General features: G+C 67.6%; 19 protein-coding genes and 1 tRNA gene. 13 read left to right on the forward strand and 7 right to left on the reverse strand.

What is annotated here, in order from left to right; translation table 11 throughout:
* The first annotated feature begins 50 nt into the window (after positions 1–50).
* Complete coding sequence (gene infC, locus ACWPN5_RS03060) at positions 51–578, forward strand: translation initiation factor IF-3 (protein WP_038529535.1); 528 nt, start codon at positions 51–53, stop codon at positions 576–578.
* A 181-nt stretch (positions 579–759) separates the two neighbouring features.
* The gene (locus ACWPN5_RS03065; RefSeq protein WP_492294170.1) at positions 760–2,601 is read left to right on the forward strand and encodes a transglycosylase domain-containing protein; all 1,842 of its coding nucleotides are present in this window, start codon (positions 760–762) and stop codon (positions 2,599–2,601) included.
* On the opposite strand, the gene ACWPN5_RS03070 is transcribed toward ACWPN5_RS03065, so the two are convergent.
* Together ACWPN5_RS03070 and ACWPN5_RS03075 are read right to left on the reverse strand one after the other, a co-directional pair.
* Positions 2,598–3,287, reverse strand: a complete 690-nt coding sequence (locus ACWPN5_RS03070) for an SH3 domain-containing protein (protein WP_145682326.1) — start codon at positions 3,285–3,287, stop codon at positions 2,598–2,600. The two genes, ACWPN5_RS03065 and ACWPN5_RS03070, sit on opposite strands and share 4 nt — an antisense overlap.
* An 8-nt stretch (positions 3,288–3,295) precedes the next feature.
* The gene (locus tag ACWPN5_RS03075; protein WP_492294172.1) at positions 3,296–4,474 is read right to left on the reverse strand and encodes a hypothetical protein; all 1,179 of its coding nucleotides are present in this window, start codon (positions 4,472–4,474) and stop codon (positions 3,296–3,298) included.
* A 270-nt stretch (positions 4,475–4,744) separates the two neighbouring features.
* Here ACWPN5_RS03075 and ACWPN5_RS03080 point away from each other — a divergent pair, with 270 nt between their 5' ends.
* The gene (locus ACWPN5_RS03080) at positions 4,745–5,065 is read left to right on the forward strand and encodes a ribbon-helix-helix domain-containing protein (RefSeq protein ID WP_145682324.1); all 321 of its coding nucleotides are present in this window, start codon (positions 4,745–4,747) and stop codon (positions 5,063–5,065) included.
* Between the two features lie 24 nt (positions 5,066–5,089).
* Here the strand turns inward: ACWPN5_RS03080 and ACWPN5_RS03085 are convergent, their stop codons facing one another.
* Positions 5,090–5,965, reverse strand: a complete 876-nt coding sequence (locus ACWPN5_RS03085; protein ID WP_145682323.1) for a TIGR01459 family HAD-type hydrolase — start codon at positions 5,963–5,965, stop codon at positions 5,090–5,092.
* A gap of 42 nt (positions 5,966–6,007) precedes the next feature.
* Positions 6,008–7,264 (reverse strand): glycosyltransferase family 4 protein, encoded by a 1,257-nt coding sequence (locus ACWPN5_RS03090; RefSeq protein WP_492294174.1) that lies wholly within the window; start codon positions 7,262–7,264, stop codon positions 6,008–6,010.
* A gap of 42 nt (positions 7,265–7,306) precedes the next feature.
* On the opposite strand from ACWPN5_RS03090, the gene ACWPN5_RS03095 reads away from it, so the two are divergent.
* Together ACWPN5_RS03095 and ACWPN5_RS03100 are read left to right on the forward strand one after the other, a co-directional pair.
* Positions 7,307–8,110: an alpha/beta hydrolase gene (locus ACWPN5_RS03095; protein ID WP_492294176.1), complete on the forward strand. Its 804-nt coding sequence runs from the start codon at positions 7,307–7,309 to the stop codon at positions 8,108–8,110.
* A 133-nt stretch (positions 8,111–8,243) separates the two neighbouring features.
* Positions 8,244–8,334: transfer RNA gene (locus ACWPN5_RS03100), tRNA-Ser, on the forward strand.
* Positions 8,335–8,699: 365 nt separating this feature from the next.
* On the opposite strand, the gene ACWPN5_RS03105 is transcribed toward ACWPN5_RS03100, so the two are convergent.
* Complete coding sequence (locus ACWPN5_RS03105) at positions 8,700–9,026, reverse strand: hypothetical protein (RefSeq protein ID WP_247888603.1); 327 nt, start codon at positions 9,024–9,026, stop codon at positions 8,700–8,702.
* Positions 9,023–9,781: a transposase gene (locus ACWPN5_RS03110; protein WP_492296349.1), complete on the reverse strand. Its 759-nt coding sequence runs from the start codon at positions 9,779–9,781 to the stop codon at positions 9,023–9,025. Before ACWPN5_RS03110 ends, ACWPN5_RS03105 begins: the two co-directional genes overlap by 4 nt.
* Before the next feature lie 910 nt (positions 9,782–10,691).
* On the opposite strand from ACWPN5_RS03110, the gene ACWPN5_RS03115 reads away from it, so the two are divergent.
* From ACWPN5_RS03115 to ACWPN5_RS03145, 7 genes are all read left to right on the forward strand, one after another.
* Positions 10,692–11,876 carry a basic amino acid/polyamine antiporter gene (locus tag ACWPN5_RS03115; protein ID WP_492294178.1) on the forward strand — a complete coding sequence of 395 codons (1,185 nt, stop codon included), beginning with the start codon at positions 10,692–10,694 and terminating at the stop codon, positions 11,874–11,876.
* Complete coding sequence (locus ACWPN5_RS03120) at positions 11,873–12,166, forward strand: hypothetical protein (RefSeq protein WP_492294180.1); 294 nt, start codon at positions 11,873–11,875, stop codon at positions 12,164–12,166. The genes ACWPN5_RS03115 and ACWPN5_RS03120 overlap by 4 nt, the downstream gene beginning before the upstream one ends.
* A gap of 102 nt (positions 12,167–12,268) precedes the next feature.
* Entirely contained in the window at positions 12,269–13,498 is a 1,230-nt protein-coding gene (locus tag ACWPN5_RS03125; protein WP_492294181.1) for an arginine deiminase, read from the forward strand.
* A 47-nt stretch (positions 13,499–13,545) separates the two neighbouring features.
* Complete coding sequence (locus tag ACWPN5_RS03130; protein WP_145682319.1) at positions 13,546–14,550, forward strand: ornithine carbamoyltransferase; 1,005 nt, start codon at positions 13,546–13,548, stop codon at positions 14,548–14,550.
* Between the two features lie 16 nt (positions 14,551–14,566).
* A complete protein-coding gene (arcC, locus tag ACWPN5_RS03135) occupies positions 14,567–15,535 on the forward strand; it encodes a carbamate kinase (protein ID WP_145682318.1) in 969 nt (322 codons plus the stop codon).
* A gap of 43 nt (positions 15,536–15,578) precedes the next feature.
* Positions 15,579–17,072, forward strand: coding sequence for a Na+/H+ antiporter NhaC family protein (locus ACWPN5_RS03140; RefSeq protein ID WP_492294184.1), 1,494 nt, complete (start codon positions 15,579–15,581; stop codon positions 17,070–17,072).
* A 104-nt stretch (positions 17,073–17,176) separates the two neighbouring features.
* Complete coding sequence (locus tag ACWPN5_RS03145; protein WP_200476685.1) at positions 17,177–18,400, forward strand: porin; 1,224 nt, start codon at positions 17,177–17,179, stop codon at positions 18,398–18,400.
* Positions 18,401–18,403: 3 nt separating this feature from the next.
* Here ACWPN5_RS03145 and ACWPN5_RS03150 read toward each other — a convergent pair whose 3' ends face one another.
* On the reverse strand, positions 18,404–18,595 hold the full coding sequence (locus tag ACWPN5_RS03150; RefSeq protein ID WP_492294186.1) for a hypothetical protein: 192 nt from the start codon (positions 18,593–18,595) through the stop codon (positions 18,404–18,406).
* Between the two features lie 15 nt (positions 18,596–18,610).
* Here ACWPN5_RS03150 and ACWPN5_RS03155 point away from each other — a divergent pair, with 15 nt between their 5' ends.
* Positions 18,611–19,084 carry a hypothetical protein gene (locus ACWPN5_RS03155; protein ID WP_492294188.1) on the forward strand — a complete coding sequence of 158 codons (474 nt, stop codon included), beginning with the start codon at positions 18,611–18,613 and terminating at the stop codon, positions 19,082–19,084.
* Positions 19,085–19,156 lie beyond the last annotated feature (72 nt).

Here is a 19,156-nt window from a genome sequence, read left to right on the forward strand (position 1 = left end):
AGGTCGCGCCCCGGTGGGTTTCCAGTCATGGAGAAGCGTCCATAGCCAGGATACCGTCCGAAGCCGCTCCGACCCGCGATGGACCGCGGGTTAACCGGGAGATCACGGCTCGCTCGATCCGTCTCGTCGGTGCCGACGGCGAGATGGTGGGCGTCGTTTCGCTGCGCGATGCGCTGCTGGCCGCTGAGGATGCGGGCCTCGACCTCGTCGAGATCGCTCCTCAGGCAGAGCCTCCTGTCTGCAAGATTCTCGACTATGGCAAGTACAAGTACGAGGCGCAGAAGAAGGCCGCCGAGGCGCGCAAGAAGCAGAAGATCATCGAGGTGAAGGAGATCAAGCTCCGACCCAACATCGATGACAACGACTACGACGTGAAGATGCGCTCGGCCCGCCGCTTCCTTGAGGAGGGCGACAAGGTCAAGGTGACCATGCGCTTCCGCGGGCGCGAGATGGCGCACCAGGATCTTGGCATGAACGTGCTGGTCCGCGTGCGCAACGAGTTGGACGAGTTGGCAAAGGTCGAACAGATGCCGAAGCTCGAAGGCCGCCAGATGGTCATGGTCCTGGCGCCGAGGTGACCCTTCGGCGCGAAGGCCCGGCCGCCTTCGGCAGAGCACACGCGTCCCCCCAAAAGGCCCGCCGGTTCCGGCGGGCTTTTTTGTTGAACGGCAGGGCCGTTTTGCAATTACGGGGTAGCGGCATTGCGCAAGCGGGGCGGCGCGCCGACGTGAGGCTCGTTCCGCCTCCACCATACGGCCGATGCCCCGACCCTCCCTGTTCCGCCGCGCCGCCCTGGCTGTGACGCTCGCGCTGCCGCTGCTGTCCGGCCTGTCCGCCCCGCCCTCCGCCAGGGCCATGGACCTGTTCGGGGACGAATTCCGCACCGTCGACGACGTGCTGTCCTACAACCGCGGCCACGGCGTGCGCTTCCTCGACCGCCAGGGACGCTTCATCGGGTCGATCGGCGAGACGTACGGCGACACGCTGACCCTGGAGAAGCTGCCGAAGCACCTGATCCAGGCGCTGATCGCCAAGGAGGACCGGCGCTATCTGGAGCATGACGGAATCGACTTCCAGGGGTTGGCCCGCGCGCTGGCCGTGGCGGTGACCTCCGGCCGCTTCAGCCAGGGTGGCAGCACGCTGACCCAGCAGACGATGAAGCTGATCTTTCTCAACCGCTACAACCGCTGGTCCCGCAAGGCGTACGAGCTGTACAGCGCCAGCGACTTCGAGGAGCAGCTCGGCAAGAAGAACGTGCTGTACCTGTACCTCAACCGCGCCTATTTCGGTTTCGGCGCGTACGGCGTGGACGCCGCGGCCCGCGTCTTCTTCGGCAAGCCGGCGGGCAAGCTGTCGCTGAAGGAATCGGCGATGCTCATCGGCGCGCTGCCCGCCCCCTCCCGCCTGAACCCCTTCGCCGACCTGGAGAAGGCGGAGGCGAAGGCCGCCCTGGTGCTCGACGCCATGGCCGACGCCGGCTTCATCACCGAGCGCACGGCGGAGCAGACCAAGCGCCAGCGCCCGATGCTGGCCGCCGCCAACAAGGCGGCGGTCCTGTCCACCGGCCATTTCCGCGAGACGGCCAAGGCCCGCTTCGACCGCTTCGCCGCCGACCGCTACGGCGGCGACCTTCCAGGGCCGACCTTCACCGCGCGGACCACGCTCGACCGCGACCTTCAGGCGGCCGCATTGCGCAGCGTGGAGACCACCCTGACGCGCCACGCCAAGAGCCTGGGCGACGCTGAGGTCGCGCTGGTCGCTCTGGACGGCGACGGCGCCATCCTGGCGATGATCGGCGGGCGCGACGCGGCGGCCCGACGCGACCATTTCAACCGCGCGCTCCAGGCGCGCCGTCAGCCCGGTTCCGCCTTCAAGCTGTTCGTCTTCCTCGCGGCGCTGGAGCGCGGGTTGACTCCGGCGTCGCTGGTGGACGGCTCGCGCATGGAGTTCACCGACGGGCGGGCCATCCGCAACTTCGACAACCGCTACCCGTCGTCGCTGACTCTGGCCGAGGCCTTCGCCCATTCGACCAACACGGCGTCGGCCCGGCTGACCCGCGGCCACGCCGAGGAGGTCGCCGAGGCCGCCCGCCGTCTCGGCGTCGAGTCGCCGCTGGAGCCGGATCTCGGCCTCGCGCTGGGGGTCAGCGAGGTGTCGCTGCTGGAGATCACCCAGGCCTACGCCGTGGTCGCCAACGGCGGCAGCAAAGTCAGCGGCCACCTGTTCCAGCGCATCGGCGATCCTGCCGGGCGGACCATTTACAGCTATACCCCGCCGAAGGCGGACCGGGTGATCGATCCGCAGACCGCCGCCACCCTGAAAGCCATGCTGGGCGAGGTGATGCGGGACGGCACCGGCAGGACGGCCCGCCTGCCGGCGGCGCTCGCCAAGCGCGGGACCGGGGGCAAGACCGGCACCACCAACGACTACCGGGACGCTTGGTTCATCGGCTTCGCCGACGGCGTGGCCGGGCGTGCGCTGACGGTGGGGGTATGGGTCGGCAATGACGGCAACACGCCGATGAAGGGGGTGACCGGCGGTTCCGTCCCGGCGGAAATCTGGCGCCGCTTCATGGTCGAGGCGGCGCGGGTGAAAGGCTAACGGCCCTTCGCCCCGGCGAGCAGGGACGCGCCGACGAAGCCCAGCGACCGCCCGTTCCGCCCGACCTCGTACCAGGACCCGAAGGCGGCCATCACGGTGACCGTCTCTCCTTTTTCCAGGACGTCCGCCACCTTGGCGTCGCAGAAGGGGGCGACGCGCAGGTTCGCGGCGGCGCGGATGCGCACCCTTGTCCCCGCGGCGATGGCCGGGCGGCGCGTGTCGGCGCCGCGTTCTTCGGTGATATGGCCGGGCAGGGCGCAGCCGCGGTCCTCCTTCGACGCCTTGGCGTAGCCGCCCTTGAAGCGGTTCGCAGGCGCGCTTTCCGCGACTGCCGGGAGGGTGGGGGCGGGGGCAGCTGGCTTGCGGGCAGGCAGAGGGGCGGCGATGGGGGCGGGGGCGGTCGGCACCAGAGGCTCCGCCGCGGGAGCGGCGGCGGTGGCCGGTTCCGCCGTTGCTGCCGCCGGCGTCGCTGTTGACGGCGCGGGCGCGGTCAGCGCCGGTACGGGAAGCAACGGCGCCAGCCCCTGCGGCGCCGCTTTCCCCACCATTCCCAAAGGGGTCAACCGGGGCAGCACGGCGGTCGGCGGCGAGCGCGGCGTGACGGTCGGTTCGGCCTCGTCCGCCCGCGCCGAAGGGCCGCCGAACAGCGCCAGCAGGCCGAGGAGGCAAAGGACGATCCGGCGCATCCGCCGCCTCAATCCACGACGACGCGGGCGACGAGCGCGGGCAGGGTCTGGCAGCGGAACAGCCCGTCCAGGGTCTGCTGCTCGGTCAGGCGCAGCGACAGGGCGCAGCCGTAGGCGTTCACCGTCAGGGTGGTCTGGGCCAGCGCGCCAATGGCGGCGGAGGGCTTGGCGATGCTGTAGCCGGGGGCGCCCAGCCGCCCGGCGAACGCGCCGTTGACCGGATTGACGGAATCGATCTCCAGCGTCAGCGGACCCAGGTTGTTCAGCACCGTTTCCGAATGCGGGTCCTCCTTCGTCGCGTAGAGCTGCACCGGCACCGCCTTGCTGCGGGCGATCCAGTCCTTCAGCGCCAGATTGCCCAGCACCGGGTCGCGGCTCTGCAGCGCCGCTTCCAGGGCGATCTGGCGCAGCGACGGGTCGTTGCCGCCCAGCGCGGCTTCGAAGGCGGCGATCCGCGCCGGGCGGTCGGGGCCGGCGATCCGGGCGCGCAGCCCGGCGATCCGCGCGGCGCGCGCCTCCTCCTGCCGCCGTTCGGCGGCGGCGCGCTCCTCCTCGACCTTGGTCGCGGCGGCCTGCCGGGCGAGCAGATCCTCCTCGCGGCGGCGGCGGGCGTCCTCTTCGGCGCCGCGGGCCTCGGCGTCGCGGGCGATCTGCTCGCGCAGGCGGTTGGCCTCGGCGGAGCCGGCCAGCACCGGGCGGCCGGGAAGCTCCTCCAGCGGCTGGCCGATGCCCTCCAGCACCTCCGGGTTGCGCAGCTCGATGCGCGCGCTCCAGCCGTTGGGGCCGAGCGTGGCGAGCGCGGTGGCGGCGAGCGTCTTCTCCAGCCCGGCCTCGGCGACGGGGCGGATGAAGGTCACGGCGCCGTCGCGGCTTTCCACAGCGTAGGTCGGCTGGGCGAGCCGCAGCTTGGCCGCGATGCGGACGGCGGCGCGCGAGTCGGCGGATTTCGTGGCGGTCTTGCCGTCGAGGGCTTTACCGTCGAGGGACTTGCCGTCCGGGGCCGGGGCGGGAACCGGCTCCGCCGTCACGTCCTCGACGGTCCAGAGCGGCGGGACGAGGCGCGACACCTCGGCGCGGATGCGGTCGATCGGCAGGTCGGACGCGCGGGCGGCCGGAACGGGAGCCAACACGGGCGCCAGCCCGAACATCAGCGTCGCCGCGATCCCCCATGCCGCCGGTCGCACCATCGCTCGTTCTCCACCGGAAGTGACCACCACTGCTTGTGCCGGTTCGTCCAGGCACTGGTACAGCGAAGCCGGCGACGAAGGGAAGCGGCTTTTGCCCCGGCCGGCGCCGCGCGCGATGGCAGGAACGGTGAACCCCGAACCGGGATCGCGACCCCCGGTCGAAATTGGCTTTGTGCCCACACGCCGCTTGCAATATCATCATACAAGTGAATGTATATTCGCCGGAAACGCGAGCGCCTTTCCGCAACGGCAGGGGACCAGGGCAACGATATGGCGGGCAGACAGGGGAACAAGGAAGGGCCGGTCCTGGTCTGTCGCAACGTCAAGGTTTCCGGCCGACGCACCAGTCTTCGGATGGAGCCCTATATTTGGGACTCCTTGAAGGAAATCTGCGAACGTGAGGGGCTGTCGCTCAACGACATCTGCACGCAGATTGATCAAAGGCGCGGCGAAGCGAACCTGACCGCCTCCATCCGCGTCTTCATTGTCAGCTATTTCCGCAACGCCATCGGAAGCCGCGGTTTTTCCGAGGACGGACCGTCCAGCATCCTGCGCAAGGCGATGGACGACGCGATCCCGCCATTCGACTGAGAGGCGGGTGGCGCTCGCCCCCGCTCACCAGCGCAGGCTGGGGAGGGCGTAGGTCGGCCGGTGGCCGGACGCGGCGGCCGCCGCGGCCAGCTTGGCCGGGTCGACGGCATCGCCCCAGGCGCCGCCCAGCTCTTCCCGATGGATGCCGAAGGTGACCAGCGCCACGTCGATCCCGGCGGCGTTGGCTCCGGCCACGTCGGTGCGCAGGCTGTCGCCCACCGCCAGGATGCGCCGCTTGTCCTCGACGCCCATCAGCGACAGGCAGCGGTCGTAGACCGGGGCGTGCGGCTTGCCGTGCCAGAACACGTCGCCGCCCATCTCCTCGTAGCGCTGGGCCAGCGTGCCGGCGCAGATGACCATCTGCTCGCCGACCATCACGATCAGGTCGGGGTTGGCGCAGACCATCGGCAGGTTGCGGCGGCGGCAGGCCTCCAGCGCCGGCTCGTAGACCGCCAGCGATTCCCCGAAATCGACGATGCCGGTGTTCACCACGAAATCGGCCTCGTCCGGCGACGCGACGGGCGTGTAGTCCAGCCCCTCATACACGTCCATGTCGCGGTCCGGGCCGATGTGGTGCAGCCGCCGGCCCAGCGCTGCGTGCCACGGGTCCTCGCGGTCGCGCAGCGCCTCGTAGGTGGCCTCGCCCGAGGTCATGACGTGGTGATAGCGCTCGCGCCCGATCCCCATGCCCTCCAGCTTGGCGATGGCGCCGCCGGTGCGGCGCGGCGCGTTGGACAGCAGACAGATCACCTTGCCCGCCGCGCGCAGCCGGTCCAGACACTCCGGCACGCCGGGATAGGGCCGCTCGCCGTCGTGCAGGACGCCCCACAGGTCGAGGATGACCCCGTCGTAACGGTCGATGACGGGGGCGATGCCGGAAAGCTGGACGATGTCGGTCATGGGGTCCGGTGGTGTGTCGGGCGGGGAAGGCGGGGCGGCGGCTCAGCGGCCTTGCGGGCCGCGCCCGGGCCCAGCGTGTTTGGGCTCGGCGAGAAGCTCCGCGTAGACGGCCAGCGTGTCGGCGCACATGCGCTGCTTGGTGTAGCGCTCGGCGACGAAGGCGCGGGCGCGGGCGCCGATGGCGTCGCGCTGCTCCGTCGTCAGGGACAGTGCCTCGTCCAGCGCCTTGGCCAGCGCGTCGGGATCGGCGGGCGGCACCACCCAGGCGGTCTCGCCGGGAATCACCGTCTCCTGGTAGGCGCCGATGGCGGAGACGATCACCGGGCGGCCCATGGCCTGGGCTTCGACGATCACCCGCCCGAAGGCTTCCGGCTCCTGCGAGGCGGAGACGACGACGGTCGACAGCCGGTAGGCGGCGGCCATGTCGTTGCAATGGTCGGTCATCGTGACGACGCCTTCCAACCCGGCGCGGCGCACCTGCTCCTCCAACTCCTGCCGGTAGCCGGTGCGACCCTGGTCGGACCCGACGAGCAGTGCGCAGACGTCCTTGCGCCCCAGCTTCGCCAGCGCGTCGATCAGCACCGTCTGGCCCTTCCAGCGGGTCAGGCGGCCGGGCAGCAGGATCACCGGCTTGTCGTCGGGCAGCCGCCATTTCTGGGCGAGCTGGATCATGCGGGCGGAGCTGACCCGCTCCGGCGCGAAGGACAGCGGGTCGATGCCGCGGTGGATGGTGCGGATGACCGCCGGATCGACCGCGTAATTCTCCAGGATGTGGCGGCGGATGAAGCCGGAGATGGCGATGATCCGCTCGCCCCGCGCCATCACCGAATTGTACCAGCGCTTCAGCCCGTTCTTGTAATTGTACGGGGCGTGGAAGGTGGTCATGTAGCGCGTGCCGGTCGCCTGGCAGGCCAGCCAGGCGCTCCAGGCCGGGGCGCGGGAGCGGGCGTGCACGATGTCCACGCCGTTCTCCCGGATGATCGCCTCCAGCTTGCGCGCGTTGCGGCGGATGACCAGCGGGTTCTTGGAGGCCAGCGGCAGGGTGATGTGGCGGATGCCGGCGCGGTCCAGCTCCGCGGCCATCGGCCCGCCTTCGGACGCCACCAGCGGCAGCGCGCCGGCCTGGGCCAGCGCCAGCGCCACGTCGATGCAGCCGCGCTCGGCCCCGCCGGTGACCAGCGCCGGCAGCACCTGGAGAACGACGGGCCGGCGTCCGGCGGCCGCGAAGGCGCCCTTCGCGAAGGCGTCGGCCGGGTTGCGCGGGTCCTCGCCGGTGCTAAGCTGGGATTCGACGTCCATAGTCACAGATTCCTAAAGTCCTGGCCCACAGAGGTGTCCGAAATGACCGAACCCGCAGCCGGCCCCGTCCCGTTGCCGGGCGGCGCGCACCATAGCCTGAAGCGCGGCGCCGCGACCATAGCCTATCGTCACACCCCCGGTCGCGACCCGGAAGGTCTGGCCCCCGGCGTGATGTTCCTCGGCGGCTTCATGTCGGACATGACCGGCACCAAGGCGCTCGCCCTGGAGGAATGGGCGGCGGGCGAGGGGCTGTCCTTCACCCGCTTCGACTACCAGGGCCACGGCGCCTCCAGCGGGCGGTTCGACGAGGGCACCATCGGGCTGTGGGCCGACGACGCGCTGGCCGTCCTGGACCGCGTCACGGTGGGGCCGCAGATCCTCGTCGGCTCCTCGATGGGCGGCTGGATGATGCTGCTGACCGCGCTGCGCCGCCCGGAGCGGGTGGCCGGGCTGGTCGGCATCGCCGCCGCCCCGGACTTCACCGAGGACCTGATGTGGGACCTCTTCGACGAGTCCGTCCGCCGCGAGATCCTGGAGACGGGCCGCTGGCTGCGCCCCTCCGACTACGGGCCGGAGCCGCAGCCGATCACCCGCGCCCTGATCGAGGACGGGCGCGACCACCTGCTGCTGCGCCAGCCGATCGCCTTCGACAAGCCGGTGCGCCTGCTGCATGGCATGGCCGATCCCGACGTGCCCTGGCAGGTCAGCCTGACGCTCGCCGACCGTCTGAGCAGCGCGGACGTGCGGGTGACGTTGGTGAAGGACGGCGACCATCGCCTGTCGCGCAACCAGGACATCGATCTGCTGTGCCGTACGGTGGCCGATCTGGTCCGCAGTCTCGGCTGAGTGCGGTCTCGGCTGAGAGGGGAGGTTTCGCTCCGCCCGGCGGATCATCCATAAGGCGGTGCAAGATTTTTCCAAAAAGTGATTTCAGGGGCTTGCGCACCGCCTTCGGGCTGGATATAAACGCGGCCTCTGCGGAGGGGTGGCCGAGTGGTCGAAGGCGCACGCCTGGAAAGTGTGTATACCCCAAAAGGGTATCGAGGGTTCGAATCCCTCTCCCTCCGCCAGTTTTTCCTGCTGACTTTTCTGTGGCGTCAGCAGAAGCGAGATACCGCCGTACTTCCGGGCGGTTAGCCTTATACTTTCCCAGACATCGACCCTGTAATGGGCCATAAGCCGCGCTGTTTGGCCGGTCTGTGCCCGTTTTTCTCCGCCGGTCCGGGATCGACTTCCCTTTCGGGCGCGAAAGGTTACTCGCCTGCCGTGGCGCTGTCTCCCGGTTTGGGGAAGCTCCGCGCATGACCGGAGCCGCCGCGTTCCCGCCAAGACCACGATAGCCCGACAGCGCCGCCCAAGGTTTGGGTGAGTGGCACTGACGAAAGAGCGCGGCGCCCCGAGGGGACGCCGCGCTCTTTCCCGGATCGGGAAACGATCAGCGGGAAGGGAAGCCGAGGAGCCGGCACTGCTCGTTCCAGGCCAGCGGGATGTCGGTTTCCAGCATCGTGGCCAGGGTGAGGCGGAGCGGCTGCTCCCCGCGCAGGATGGCGTCGACGAGGTCGGGGGCGAGAAAGGCCAGCCTCAGGATCTGGCGGATGTAGGCCTTGGTGCGGCCGGCTTCGGTGGCCAGATCCGACACCGACGCCACCTGCCCCGAGGCGAGTCGCCGGCACCAGCGATGCGCCCGGGCCAGCGCCTTGACCAGCGCCTCGTCGACACGCGGCCGGGCGGTCAGGTCCTGGCCGTCGGGACCGACGATCACCCGAACACCTCGATAGACTGCTCCTGAGCGCGGGTTGATGCCGATGAAAGAGCCGCACGGACGGGAAGGCGGCGTTCTTTGGGGGGGCTGAACTGTGGATTTTGGCTGAAAAGGCGGAAATATGCGGCGGTTTTGCCGCTATCCGGGCGCAGTTCGCCCCTCAGGCCGATCAGACGCCGGAAGTTGTAGGCGAGGGTGGCGAGACCGATCTTCACCGTCGCGCGACCCAGGCCGATGGTGCGGATGAACAGCGCCATGCGCACCTTCCGGTCGGCGAACACGTGCTCGACGGCCGAGCGCACCGCCGAGCGGGCACGGTTGGCACGCTGGTGTGGCTCCGGCATCGGTCGGCCCTTCGGCTTGTGGAAATGCACCATGCTGCGGCGCCCCGCCGCCGCGATGGCCGCCTCGTTGGCCTTCGAGCGGTAGGCGCTGTCCGCCCACACCCGGCTGTCGAAGGCGTCGGGGTTGAGCCGGCCCGGCAACTGCGCGCCGTCGTGCCGCGCCGCGCCGGTGACGATGAAGCGCCGGATCAGACCGAACCGGCAGTCGATGGCGATGTGCGACTTGTAGCCAAACGCCAGGATCAGAAGCCCCTCCACCACGCGCGCCTGCGTGTCCTTCTGGCGCGCCTTCCGGCGGCCAGGGTAAGGGGGCTCACCGTCACGGATCTGGCGCTTCTCCTCCCGGTTCAGCCGCTGCCGGGGCGCTTCCACGATGGAGGCGTCGATGATCTGGCCATGCTCCCTCCAGATCCCACTTCAAACCAAGGGAATCACGGGAACACCGACAGCGCTACTGTTTTTCGAGGCGTCCAGCGGGGTGTTGTCAGGTTGGTGGTGAACGGTCCGGCATGGCAGGGTGTTGGGCATGTCCACCACCCCGTACCGCGGTGTCCGTTTTCCCGCTGGGATCATCGGCGAGGCGGTCTGGGTGTCCCGTTGCTCCAACCTGAGCCTACCGAGGTCGCACTGATCCGTGCGACGCCCGGCATCCTGATCGGCGACGAGGCCATCGCGGAACGGGGGCTACACTTTGGCCGTCCGTCCGCCGGCGCGCTCAGGCGCCTCGGGTGTACGCCCGGCGCCGGTGCGACAAGCGGGCCACGTGCGCCGACACGCAACCAGCTCAGGACGTACGATGTCGAGCCCGTCCAGGTCACCACCGAAACGCTGCGGTCCAATGGAGCGGCTTTCTGTCGGCAAGGCTGATTCATCGCAGTTTGGCGGTCAAAGAAAAAATCACGGGGTCTTAAGCGAAGCCAAGCAGTGGATTTACTTCGCAGATGCAAATTCGCAATCGCAAAATAAACGCCTTCACGCATAGGCCTTTTCTCTAATTCGATCAAATTCATTGGCCGAGATACCGTAACACCAGCCAATTTTCATGGCGGCATCGGTCCTTCCCGTATCGCCAGGATCCTATAAAACGCCGCAGCCGATGCAGTGGCGATGCGGAAACCGTATCGAACTTATGTAACGGCTCGCCAATCCGTCAAGCTTGGGACTTCCGTTCCTGGTCCCCATTCCTTCAACGGCATTCAACGAATGTGACCAATGAACGCTGGAGCGGAAGATGCCCCACCTCATCGCCTCGCCTCATTGGAGGGAATCCTGACGGCAGGGAGACGAGGATAGCGGAGAGACGGCGATGACGACGGCTGACGTGAACGATCTCGTGTCGGTGAAAAACGCTGGCGTGGCGCAGACCCAGAAGTCGGACAAGCTGACCTTGCTCCCACTCGTTGCGCTCGTTGTCGGCTCGATGATCGGCGGCGGCGTTTTCAATCTTCCATCGGACATGTCCAAGGGAGCGTCGCCCGGCGCCATCCTGATCGGCTGGATGATCACCGGCATCGGCATGATGATGCTCGCCTTCGTGTACCAAAACCTCGCCGTGCGCAAACCGAACCTGAACGCAGGCCCCTATGCCTATGCCAAGGCCGGCTTCGGACCGTTCGTCGGCTTCAACAGCGCCTGGGGCTATTGGCTGAGCGCCTTTCTTGGAAACGTGGCCTATGCGGTGGCCATCTTCTCGGCCCTGTCCCACTTCTTCCCCATCTTCGGCGACGGCAACAACCTGCCGTCCATCGTCGGCGCGTCGCTGTGCCTGTGGCTGATCCACGCGCTCGTGCTCAGCGGCATCAAACAGGCGGCCTTCGTGAACGTCGTCACCTCGATCGCCAAGCTGGTGCCGCTGTTCCTGTTCGTCCTGGTGGCCATCGTCGGCTTCCATTGGGATCGCTTCACGGTGGATTTCTGGGGAACCGGCGCCGGATCCGGCACGGGTGGCCTCGGCTCGGTCATGGAGCAGGTGAAGAGCACCATGCTGGTGACTCTGTGGGTGTTCATTGGCATCGAAGGCGCCAGCGTCTATTCCGCCCGCGCGGCCCGCCGCTCCGACGTCGGGCGGGCGACCGTGATCGGCTTTGTCGGCGCGTTGGGAATCTACGTGCTGGTCTCGCTGCTGGCGACGGGCATCCTGCGGCAACCCGAACTCGCCGACCTCAAGGTGCCGTCCATGGCGGGCGTGTTCGAGTCCCTCGTCGGCCCGTGGGGCGCCGCCCTGATCAACATCGGCTTGGTGATCTCGGTCGGCGGCGCCTTCCTCTCCTGGACGCTGCTGTGCGCGGAGATCCCCTACACCTGCGGCCGCGACGGGACTTTCCCGAAATGGTTCGCCGCGGAGAACGCCAACGGGTCGCCCGTGAACGCGCTGTGGGCAACCAATCTCCTGATCCAGTTCTTCCTCGCGCTCAGCTTCTTTTCGCGCAGCGCGTACCAGTTCTTCTACTTCATCGCCTCGGTCGCGATTCTTCCCCCTACGTCCTGTCCGGCGCCTACGCGTTGAAACTGGCCCTGACCGGCGAGGGCTACGGTGCCGAATCGCGGACGAAGGGCATCCTGGTCGGTGCCTTGGCGACGGCCTACGGCCTCTGGCTCGTCTACGCGGCCGGCCTTCAGTACCTGCTGATGTGCGCGGTCCTCTTCGCGCCGGGAATTCTCGTCTATGTCCGGGCCCGACGCGAGCACGGGGAGCCCGCCTTCACCGGCGTGGAGGTGGCCATCGCGGCGGTCATCGCCCTCCTCGCCGTCCTCGCCGCCTGGCTCATGTGGACCGGCACGATCAGCCCGCTGTGACGGCCGCCGCGCCGTCACAAGACAAGCCGTCACGAGACAAGCCGTCACGAGACAACAAGGGCCCGCGCGCAATCCCGGGCCATCGAAGCAGGGAGATGCGTCATGTCTGAAGTCGGCGTGCATTCGGAAGTCGGCAAGCTGCGGACCGTCCTGGTTTGCCGGCCGTCTCTGGCGCACCAGCGCCTCACCCCCGGCAACTGCCGCGACCTTCTGTTCGATGACGTCATCTGGGTGCACGAGGCGCAGAAGGACCACCACGACCTCGTGCTGAAGATGGAGGAGCGCGGGGTCGAGGTGCTGGACCTGCACGACCTGCTGGCGCAAACGCTCGACGATCCTGAGGCGCGCAGGTTCGTGCTCGACCGCCGCGTCACCGCCAACACCGTCGGGGTCGCCGCCGTGGAGGTCATGCGCCCCTGGCTGGACGAGATGCCGTCCAGGGACCTCGCCGTCCACCTCATCGGCGGCATCGCCATATCGGACCTGCCGGACAACACCGTGAGCGTGCTGTTGAACGAGGCGTTCGGCGGCACCGATTTCGTGCTGCCGCCGATCCCCAACACGCTGTTCCAGCGGGACCCGTCCTGCTGGATCTACAACGGCGTGACCTGCAACCCGATGTTCTGGCCGGCCCGCAAGCCGGAGACGCTGCTGCAGCGGGCGGTCTACAAGTTCCATCCCCGCTTCCGGGACGGCGGCTTCACGATCTGGTGGGGCGACTCCGACGAGGACTTCACCGGCGCCTCCCTGGAGGGCGGCGACGTGATGCCGATCGGCAAGGGCATCGTCCTCATCGGCATGGGGGAGCGCACCAACCGCCAAGCGGTCGGCCAAGTGACCCGCGCGCTGTTCCGCAACAACGCGGCGTCGCGGGTCATCGCCTGCCTGATGCCGAAAAGCCGCGCGGCCATGCATCTGGACACGGTGTTTTCGTTCTGCGACCGCGATCTGGTGACGGTCTTCCGGGAAGTCGTCGACCAGATCCGCTGCTACAGCGCCTACCCCCTGGACGACGAGGGGCGCTTCGAGGTGCGGCCCGAGGCGAGGCCGCTGCTGGAGGTCGTGGCCGATGCGCTGGGCTACTCCAGGCTCCGCGTCGTCGGAACCGGCGGAAACGCCTACGAGGCGGAGCGCGAGCAGTGGGACGACGGCAACAACGTCGTCGCCCTCGAACCCGGCGTGGTCGTGGCCTACGACCGCAACACCTACACCAACACGCTGCTGCGCAAGGCCGGCGTCGAGGTCATCACCGTCCGCGGGGCCGAACTCGGCCGCGGACGGGGCGGCGGCCACTGCATGACCTGCCCGATCTGGCGGGAGCCCGCCTACTGACGACCCGCCGCGGACAACGAACCCGGAGGGAACCCCAGGAGGAAAAGATGAGCTTCAATCTGCGCAACCGGTCGCTGCTCACCGTCCAGGATTACACGCCGCGGGAATTCCGCTATGTGCTCGACCTCGCGCGCGACCTCAAGCGTGCCAAGTACGCCAGGACCGAGCAGCAGCACCTGCGCGGCAAGGAGATCTGCCTGATCTTCGAAAAGACGTCGACGCGGACCCGCTGCGCCTTCGAGGTCGCCTGCCACGACCAGGGCGCCAACGTCACCTACCTCGATCCCGCCGGCTCGCAGATCGGCCATAAGGAATCCTTCAAGGACACCGCGCGCGTCCTCGGCCGGATGTACGACGCCATCGAATACCGCGGCGCCGCGCAGGGCGGCGTGGAGCAGTTGGCGAAGTACGCGGGTGTACCGGTCTACAACGGCCTCACCGACGAATACCACCCGACCCAGATGCTCGCCGACGTCATGACGATGCGCGAGCACAGCGACAAGCCGATCACCGACATCACGTACGCCTATGTCGGTGACACCCGGTCCAACATGGGCCATTCGCTGATGATCGTCGGCTGCCTGATGGGCATGGACGTACGCATCTGCGGGCCGCAGAGCCTGTGGCCGTCGGAGGAGTACACCGCCATCGCCCGGAAGCTGGCGGCGGCCTCGGGCGCACGGCTGACCATCACCGACAACACCGCCGAAGCGGTGGCCGGGGTCGATTTCATCCACACCGACGTTTGGGTTTCGATGGGCGAGCCCAAGGATGTCTGGCGGGAGCGGATCGCGTTGCTCAAGCCCTATCAGGTCAACCCGAAGCTGATGGCGGCAAGCGGCAACCCGCAGGTCAAGTTCATGCACTGCCTGCCGGCCTTCCACGACAGCGAGACGACGCTCGGCCGGCAGATCGCCGAGGACTACGGGATGCCCAACGGGCTCGAGGTGACCAACGAGGTCTTTGAATCGGAGGCGAACATCGCCTTCGAACAGGCGGAGAACCGCATGCACACGATCAAGGCGCTTCTCGTCGCCACGTTGGGGGAATGAGGGGGAGAATGAGACCATGCGCGTCGTCGTCGCTTTGGGAGGCAACGCTCTGTTGAAACGCGGCGAGCCGATGACCGCCGACGTGCAGCGCCGCAACATCCGCGTCGCCGCCGAGGCCATGGCCCCGGTCGCCCGGGAGCATCAGCTCGTGATCAGCCACGGCAACGGGCCGCAGGTCGGGCTTCTGGCGCTCCAGGGCGCCGCTTACCGGCCGGACGAAGCCTATCCGCTGGACGTCCTGGGGGCCGAGACCGAGGGCATGATCGGCTACATGATCGAGCAGGAGCTGGGCAACCTCCTGCCGTTCGAAGTGCCCTTCGCCACGCTGCTGACCATGGTGGAGGTCGACGGCGACGACCCGGCCTTCAACGATCCGACCAAGTTTGTGGGGCCGGTCTACGGAGCCGCCGAGGCCGAGCGCATCGCGGCCGAGAAGGGGTGGGTGTTCAAGCCGGACGGCGCATCCTGGCGGCGGGTCGTGCCGTCGCCGGCCCCCAAGCGCATCTTTGAGATCCGGCCGATCCGCTGGCTGCTGGACCAGGGAACCATCGTGATCTGCGCCGGCGGCGGCGGGATACCCACCATGTACCAGCCGGCCATGCACCAGCCGGCCACGCACCAGCCGGGCAAGGAACGCACGCTGGTCGGCGTCGAGGCGGTGATCGACAAGGACCTCTGCTCGGAGCTGCTGGCGCGCGAGCTGGGTGCCGACCTTCTCATCATGGCGACCGACGCCGAGGCCGTGTTCCTCGGCTGGGGAACGCCGGACGCGCGGGCCATCCACCGCGCGAGCCCCGAGGCGATGGGCCGGTACAGCTTCCCGGCCGGGTCCATGGGGCCGAAGGTGGACGCCGCCTGCCGGTTCGCGACGGCGACGGGGCGAACCGCGGCTATCGGGGCGCTCGCCGACATTCCGGCGATCGTGCGCGGCGAGAAGGGCACGCTGATCGACACCGCCTTCACGACGACGAGTTGGCACGGGTAGGCGGCCTGATTGGGGCGGCGATCCGGAAAAGGAGGCTGCGGCCATGGCGAACCACGTTTCGATGCCGGCTGGGGAAAAGCGGGAGGCGCGTCGGCCCACCCTGCTTGACGCCCTGCTTCCGATGATCGTCCTCATCGCCCTGCTCGCGCTGTCCTACCTCCTGTTCGGCAAGGACGCTTCCGCAGGGCCGAACCAGGTGGCGCTGCTGTTCTCCGGGATCATCGCGGCGGGGATCGCCTACAAGAACGGGATGCCCTGGGACGGGGTGCGCCAGGCTGTGGTCGACGGCATCTCCACCGGGCTTGCGGCCATCATGATCCTGCTGGCGGTGGGCGCGCTGATCGGCACCTGGGCGCTCAGCGGCACCATCGTGGCGATGGTCTATTACGGCCTCCAGATCCTCAGCCCCCACTATTTCTACGCGACGACCGCGATCATCTGCGCCCTGGTCGGCTTCAGCATCGGAAGCTCCTGGACCGTTGCGGGGACCATCGGCATCGGCCTGATGGGCGTGGCGGCCAGCATGAACCTGTCGCCGGAAATCACGGCCGGCGCGGTGATCTCCGGCGCCTATTTCGGCGACAAGGCCTCCCCGCTGTCCGACACCGCCAATCTGGCGACCGCGGTGACGGGGTCCGGGATCTACGAGCACATCCGGGAATCGCTGTTCACCTCGGTCCCGGCCCTGCTCGTCGCCATCCTTCTCTTCGGGATGCTGGGGGCGCCCGGCGATTTCGACGCCACCGCCATGATGTCCGGCATCGAAAGCCACTTCACGGTGTCGCTCTGGGCCTTCACGCCGCTGCTGCTGGTCCTCGGCCTGTCGATCGCCCGGTTTCCGCCCTTCATCACGATCTTCTTCGGCGCCCTGGCGGGCGGGCTTCTGGCGGTTGTCCTGGAGCCGGGGCGTGTCGCCGCCTTCGCCGCCGCACCGGAGCTGCCGGCCGCCGTCACCATGCTGAAGGGTGTGTGGATGGCGCTCGCCAACGGCTACGTCGCGCACAGCGGCAACGAGTCCCTCGACGTCATCCTGACGCGGGGCGGCATGTCCAGCATGATGAACACGGTGTGGCTGATCATCACCGCGCTGTCGTTCGGCGCGACGGTGGAGCATGCCGGGCTCCTCAATCGCCTGATCGACCCGGTGATCCATCGGATGAGGTCCGTCGGCGGGCTCGTGGCGACCGTGGTCGCCACCTGCATCGGCGCCAACATCGTCACCTCGGACCAGTATATCTCGATCGCCCTGCCGGGCCGGTTGTTCAAGGCGGAATTCGCGAAGAGGGGTCTCGCCCCCGTGCTGCTGTCGCGCGTCGTCGGCGATTCGGCGACGGTGACCTCACCGCTGATCCCCTGGAACAGTTGCGGGGCCTACATGGCGGCGGCGCTCGGCGTGTCGGCGACCGGCTTCGCCATGTACTGCTTCTTCAACATTCTCAATCCCTTGGTGACGATTTTCTTCGCCGTCTCCGGTCTGCGGGTGTGGAGAAGGACCATCGACACGCCTCCGGGCAACGCACCGCCGCTGCAAGGCTGACGAGCCCTGCACACGGTGTCGGCCGCTGCGTGGCGCGGATCGGAGCAGTTCCGTCTTTTGGCTCAACGTGTGGAGTGATCACTGCCAGGATGGAGGGGACGATCATGAACCGCTGTTTTCTGGCGGGCTGCGCTGCCGCTGCTCTGGCAATGGGCGCCGGGAAAGCCAACGCCCAGGCCAAGTACGAGATAAAAATCGGTGGCGATGCCTTCTTCGAAGCGGGCTTCGTCAATCAGGACCTTGACTCAGGCCTGCGTTCGACCGAGTTCCGCAACCGCTTCCGCGTGCACATCACGCCGGTTGCCAAAGCGGACAACGGCCTGGAGTATGGTGGGCGCATCCGCATCCGCGCCTCCGGTTCCGACACCGGCGTCAACGCCGATCGTGCCTTCATCTTTGCACAGGGCCGGTTCGGCGAGGTGCGCCTCGGCGTGTCCAATTCCTTCAACGATGAGACCTTCATCTCGACGCCGGGCGACTATCTGCCGACCAGCATCATCGATCTCGATCAGGTGACGAACTGGGTCGGCCCAACGACGGCCGGGCAGTCCGTCAACCCGGCGAATGGCCGGTATCAGGGCTCCGACGTCCTCGGTGGGGTCGCCGAAGCCGTCAACGCCGCCAGCATCCTGTGGCCATCGCTGACACCGGACGCCAACGCAACGAAGATCGTCTACTTCTCCCCACGTTTCGCCGGCGTGCAGTTCGGTGCCAGCTACACCCCGCGCAACGACTCCTTCAATCAGGACGTCAACCGGTCGAAGGCGTCTTCGGCGATCGCCAACCAGGGCGTCACCAACTCCTTCGCCAATCTGGTCGAGGTCGGCGCGAACTATGACGGCAACGTCTTCGGCTTCGACGTCAAGGCCAGCGCCGGCTATTTCTGGGGCACGTCCTCGGACAGCACGGTGGCTGCGGACTCCTTCCGCGACCTGAACGCTTGGCAGGTTGGCGCGCAGCTCGGTTATGCCGGCTTCGCCGTCGGTGGCAGTTACACCAGCTTCGGCAAGTCGGGCCAGAACAAGCGTCCCGGTTTCTTCGCGGACGATATGTACAACTGGACCGCGGGTGTGCAGTACACCGCCGGGGCCATCGTGGTGGGTGCGAATTACAAGTACGGTGTCGACCCCGGTTCCATGCTCGACCCGGGCAGCCGGCGGGTGACGGCCTACGAAGTTGGGGCCGGTTACACGGTCGCTTCGGGCCTGACCGTGAACGCCCAGTACGACTATGTGCTCTCCAACAGCGATCGCCCCGAGACCGCGGCCACGGGCTCGCCGGATGACAAGGCGCACGTCATCGTGCTTCGCACGGTCCTGGCGTTCTGATCGTCAAGGGAGCGGAAAAGCTGATCCGGCGTGGAGCGTTGAACCGAAAAGCGCCGGAATGCGGGACATCGTCAACGTTCCCATGGAAGCCACGGCAAGGAAGGGAACCATGGCAAAAACGATGAAAGCGGCGGTGGTCCGCCAATTCAAAATGCCGCTGTCGATCGAAGAGGTTCCGGTGCCGGAGGTCGACAACAGGTGGTTTCCAGCATGCAGACCCGCGTCCGTGATGGGACGCTCCGTTCCGTGACGCCTGCCGCGGCCGGGCCATCGCGCTTGCCGGCGGGATCCGGCGGAGGCCCGGATCGCGGTGGCGCCGGAACCCGGACCGGCTCGTTTGATCGCGGCAGCTTTGGTGGAGGCAGGCTGGGTGGCGGTCGGTCGGGTGGTCGGCGTGAGCGGCATGGATCAACCGGACTTCGGCGTTCGCAGATCAGGAAAAACTGCGAACGTCCGGGCGCCTCGCATTCCGAAAAAACACTCGATTCTCTCGGGACAATGAACATGATGCACAGCCGCAGGAAGAAAATGGAAAAATCCCAATATAAGTACGTTATCATCCTGATAGCAAAAACGGCTATTGTTGTTGTGGCAATAGCCATCGCAGGATATCTGATTTTTGGCCATAATAGTGATGTTCACCCGCTCGAAAACAAACCAATGATCGTTCCGCTTCTGCGATAGAGAAATATTTTCATGAATATTGATTTTTGGTTCTTGCCATCGCGTTCTTGAAGACACTTGACCAGCTTCCCT

Source organism: Azospirillum sp. UENF 211521 (genome assembly GCF_058780535.1).

Coding starts and splice junctions, on each gene's coding strand:
- arcC (WP_145682318.1), top strand. CDS start 14,567: ATGCGCGTCGTCGTCGCTTTGGGAGGCAACGCTCTGTTGAAACGCGGC.
- ACWPN5_RS03085 (WP_145682323.1), bottom strand. CDS start 5,965: ATGACCGACATCGTCCAGCTTTCCGGCATCGCCCCCGTCATCGACCGT.
- ACWPN5_RS03090 (WP_492294174.1), bottom strand. CDS start 7,264: ATGGACGTCGAATCCCAGCTTAGCACCGGCGAGGACCCGCGCAACCCG.
- ACWPN5_RS03130 (WP_145682319.1), top strand. CDS start 13,546: ATGAGCTTCAATCTGCGCAACCGGTCGCTGCTCACCGTCCAGGATTAC.
- ACWPN5_RS03075 (WP_492294172.1), bottom strand. CDS start 4,474: ATGGTGCGACCGGCGGCATGGGGGATCGCGGCGACGCTGATGTTCGGG.
- ACWPN5_RS03065 (WP_492294170.1), top strand. CDS start 760: ATGCCCCGACCCTCCCTGTTCCGCCGCGCCGCCCTGGCTGTGACGCTC.
- ACWPN5_RS03145 (WP_200476685.1), top strand. CDS start 17,177: ATGAACCGCTGTTTTCTGGCGGGCTGCGCTGCCGCTGCTCTGGCAATG.
- ACWPN5_RS03140 (WP_492294184.1), top strand. CDS start 15,579: ATGGCGAACCACGTTTCGATGCCGGCTGGGGAAAAGCGGGAGGCGCGT.
- ACWPN5_RS03070 (WP_145682326.1), bottom strand. CDS start 3,287: ATGCGCCGGATCGTCCTTTGCCTCCTCGGCCTGCTGGCGCTGTTCGGC.
- ACWPN5_RS03155 (WP_492294188.1), top strand. CDS start 18,611: ATGCAGACCCGCGTCCGTGATGGGACGCTCCGTTCCGTGACGCCTGCC.
- ACWPN5_RS03125 (WP_492294181.1), top strand. CDS start 12,269: ATGTCTGAAGTCGGCGTGCATTCGGAAGTCGGCAAGCTGCGGACCGTC.
- ACWPN5_RS03095 (WP_492294176.1), top strand. CDS start 7,307: ATGACCGAACCCGCAGCCGGCCCCGTCCCGTTGCCGGGCGGCGCGCAC.
- ACWPN5_RS03080 (WP_145682324.1), top strand. CDS start 4,745: ATGGCGGGCAGACAGGGGAACAAGGAAGGGCCGGTCCTGGTCTGTCGC.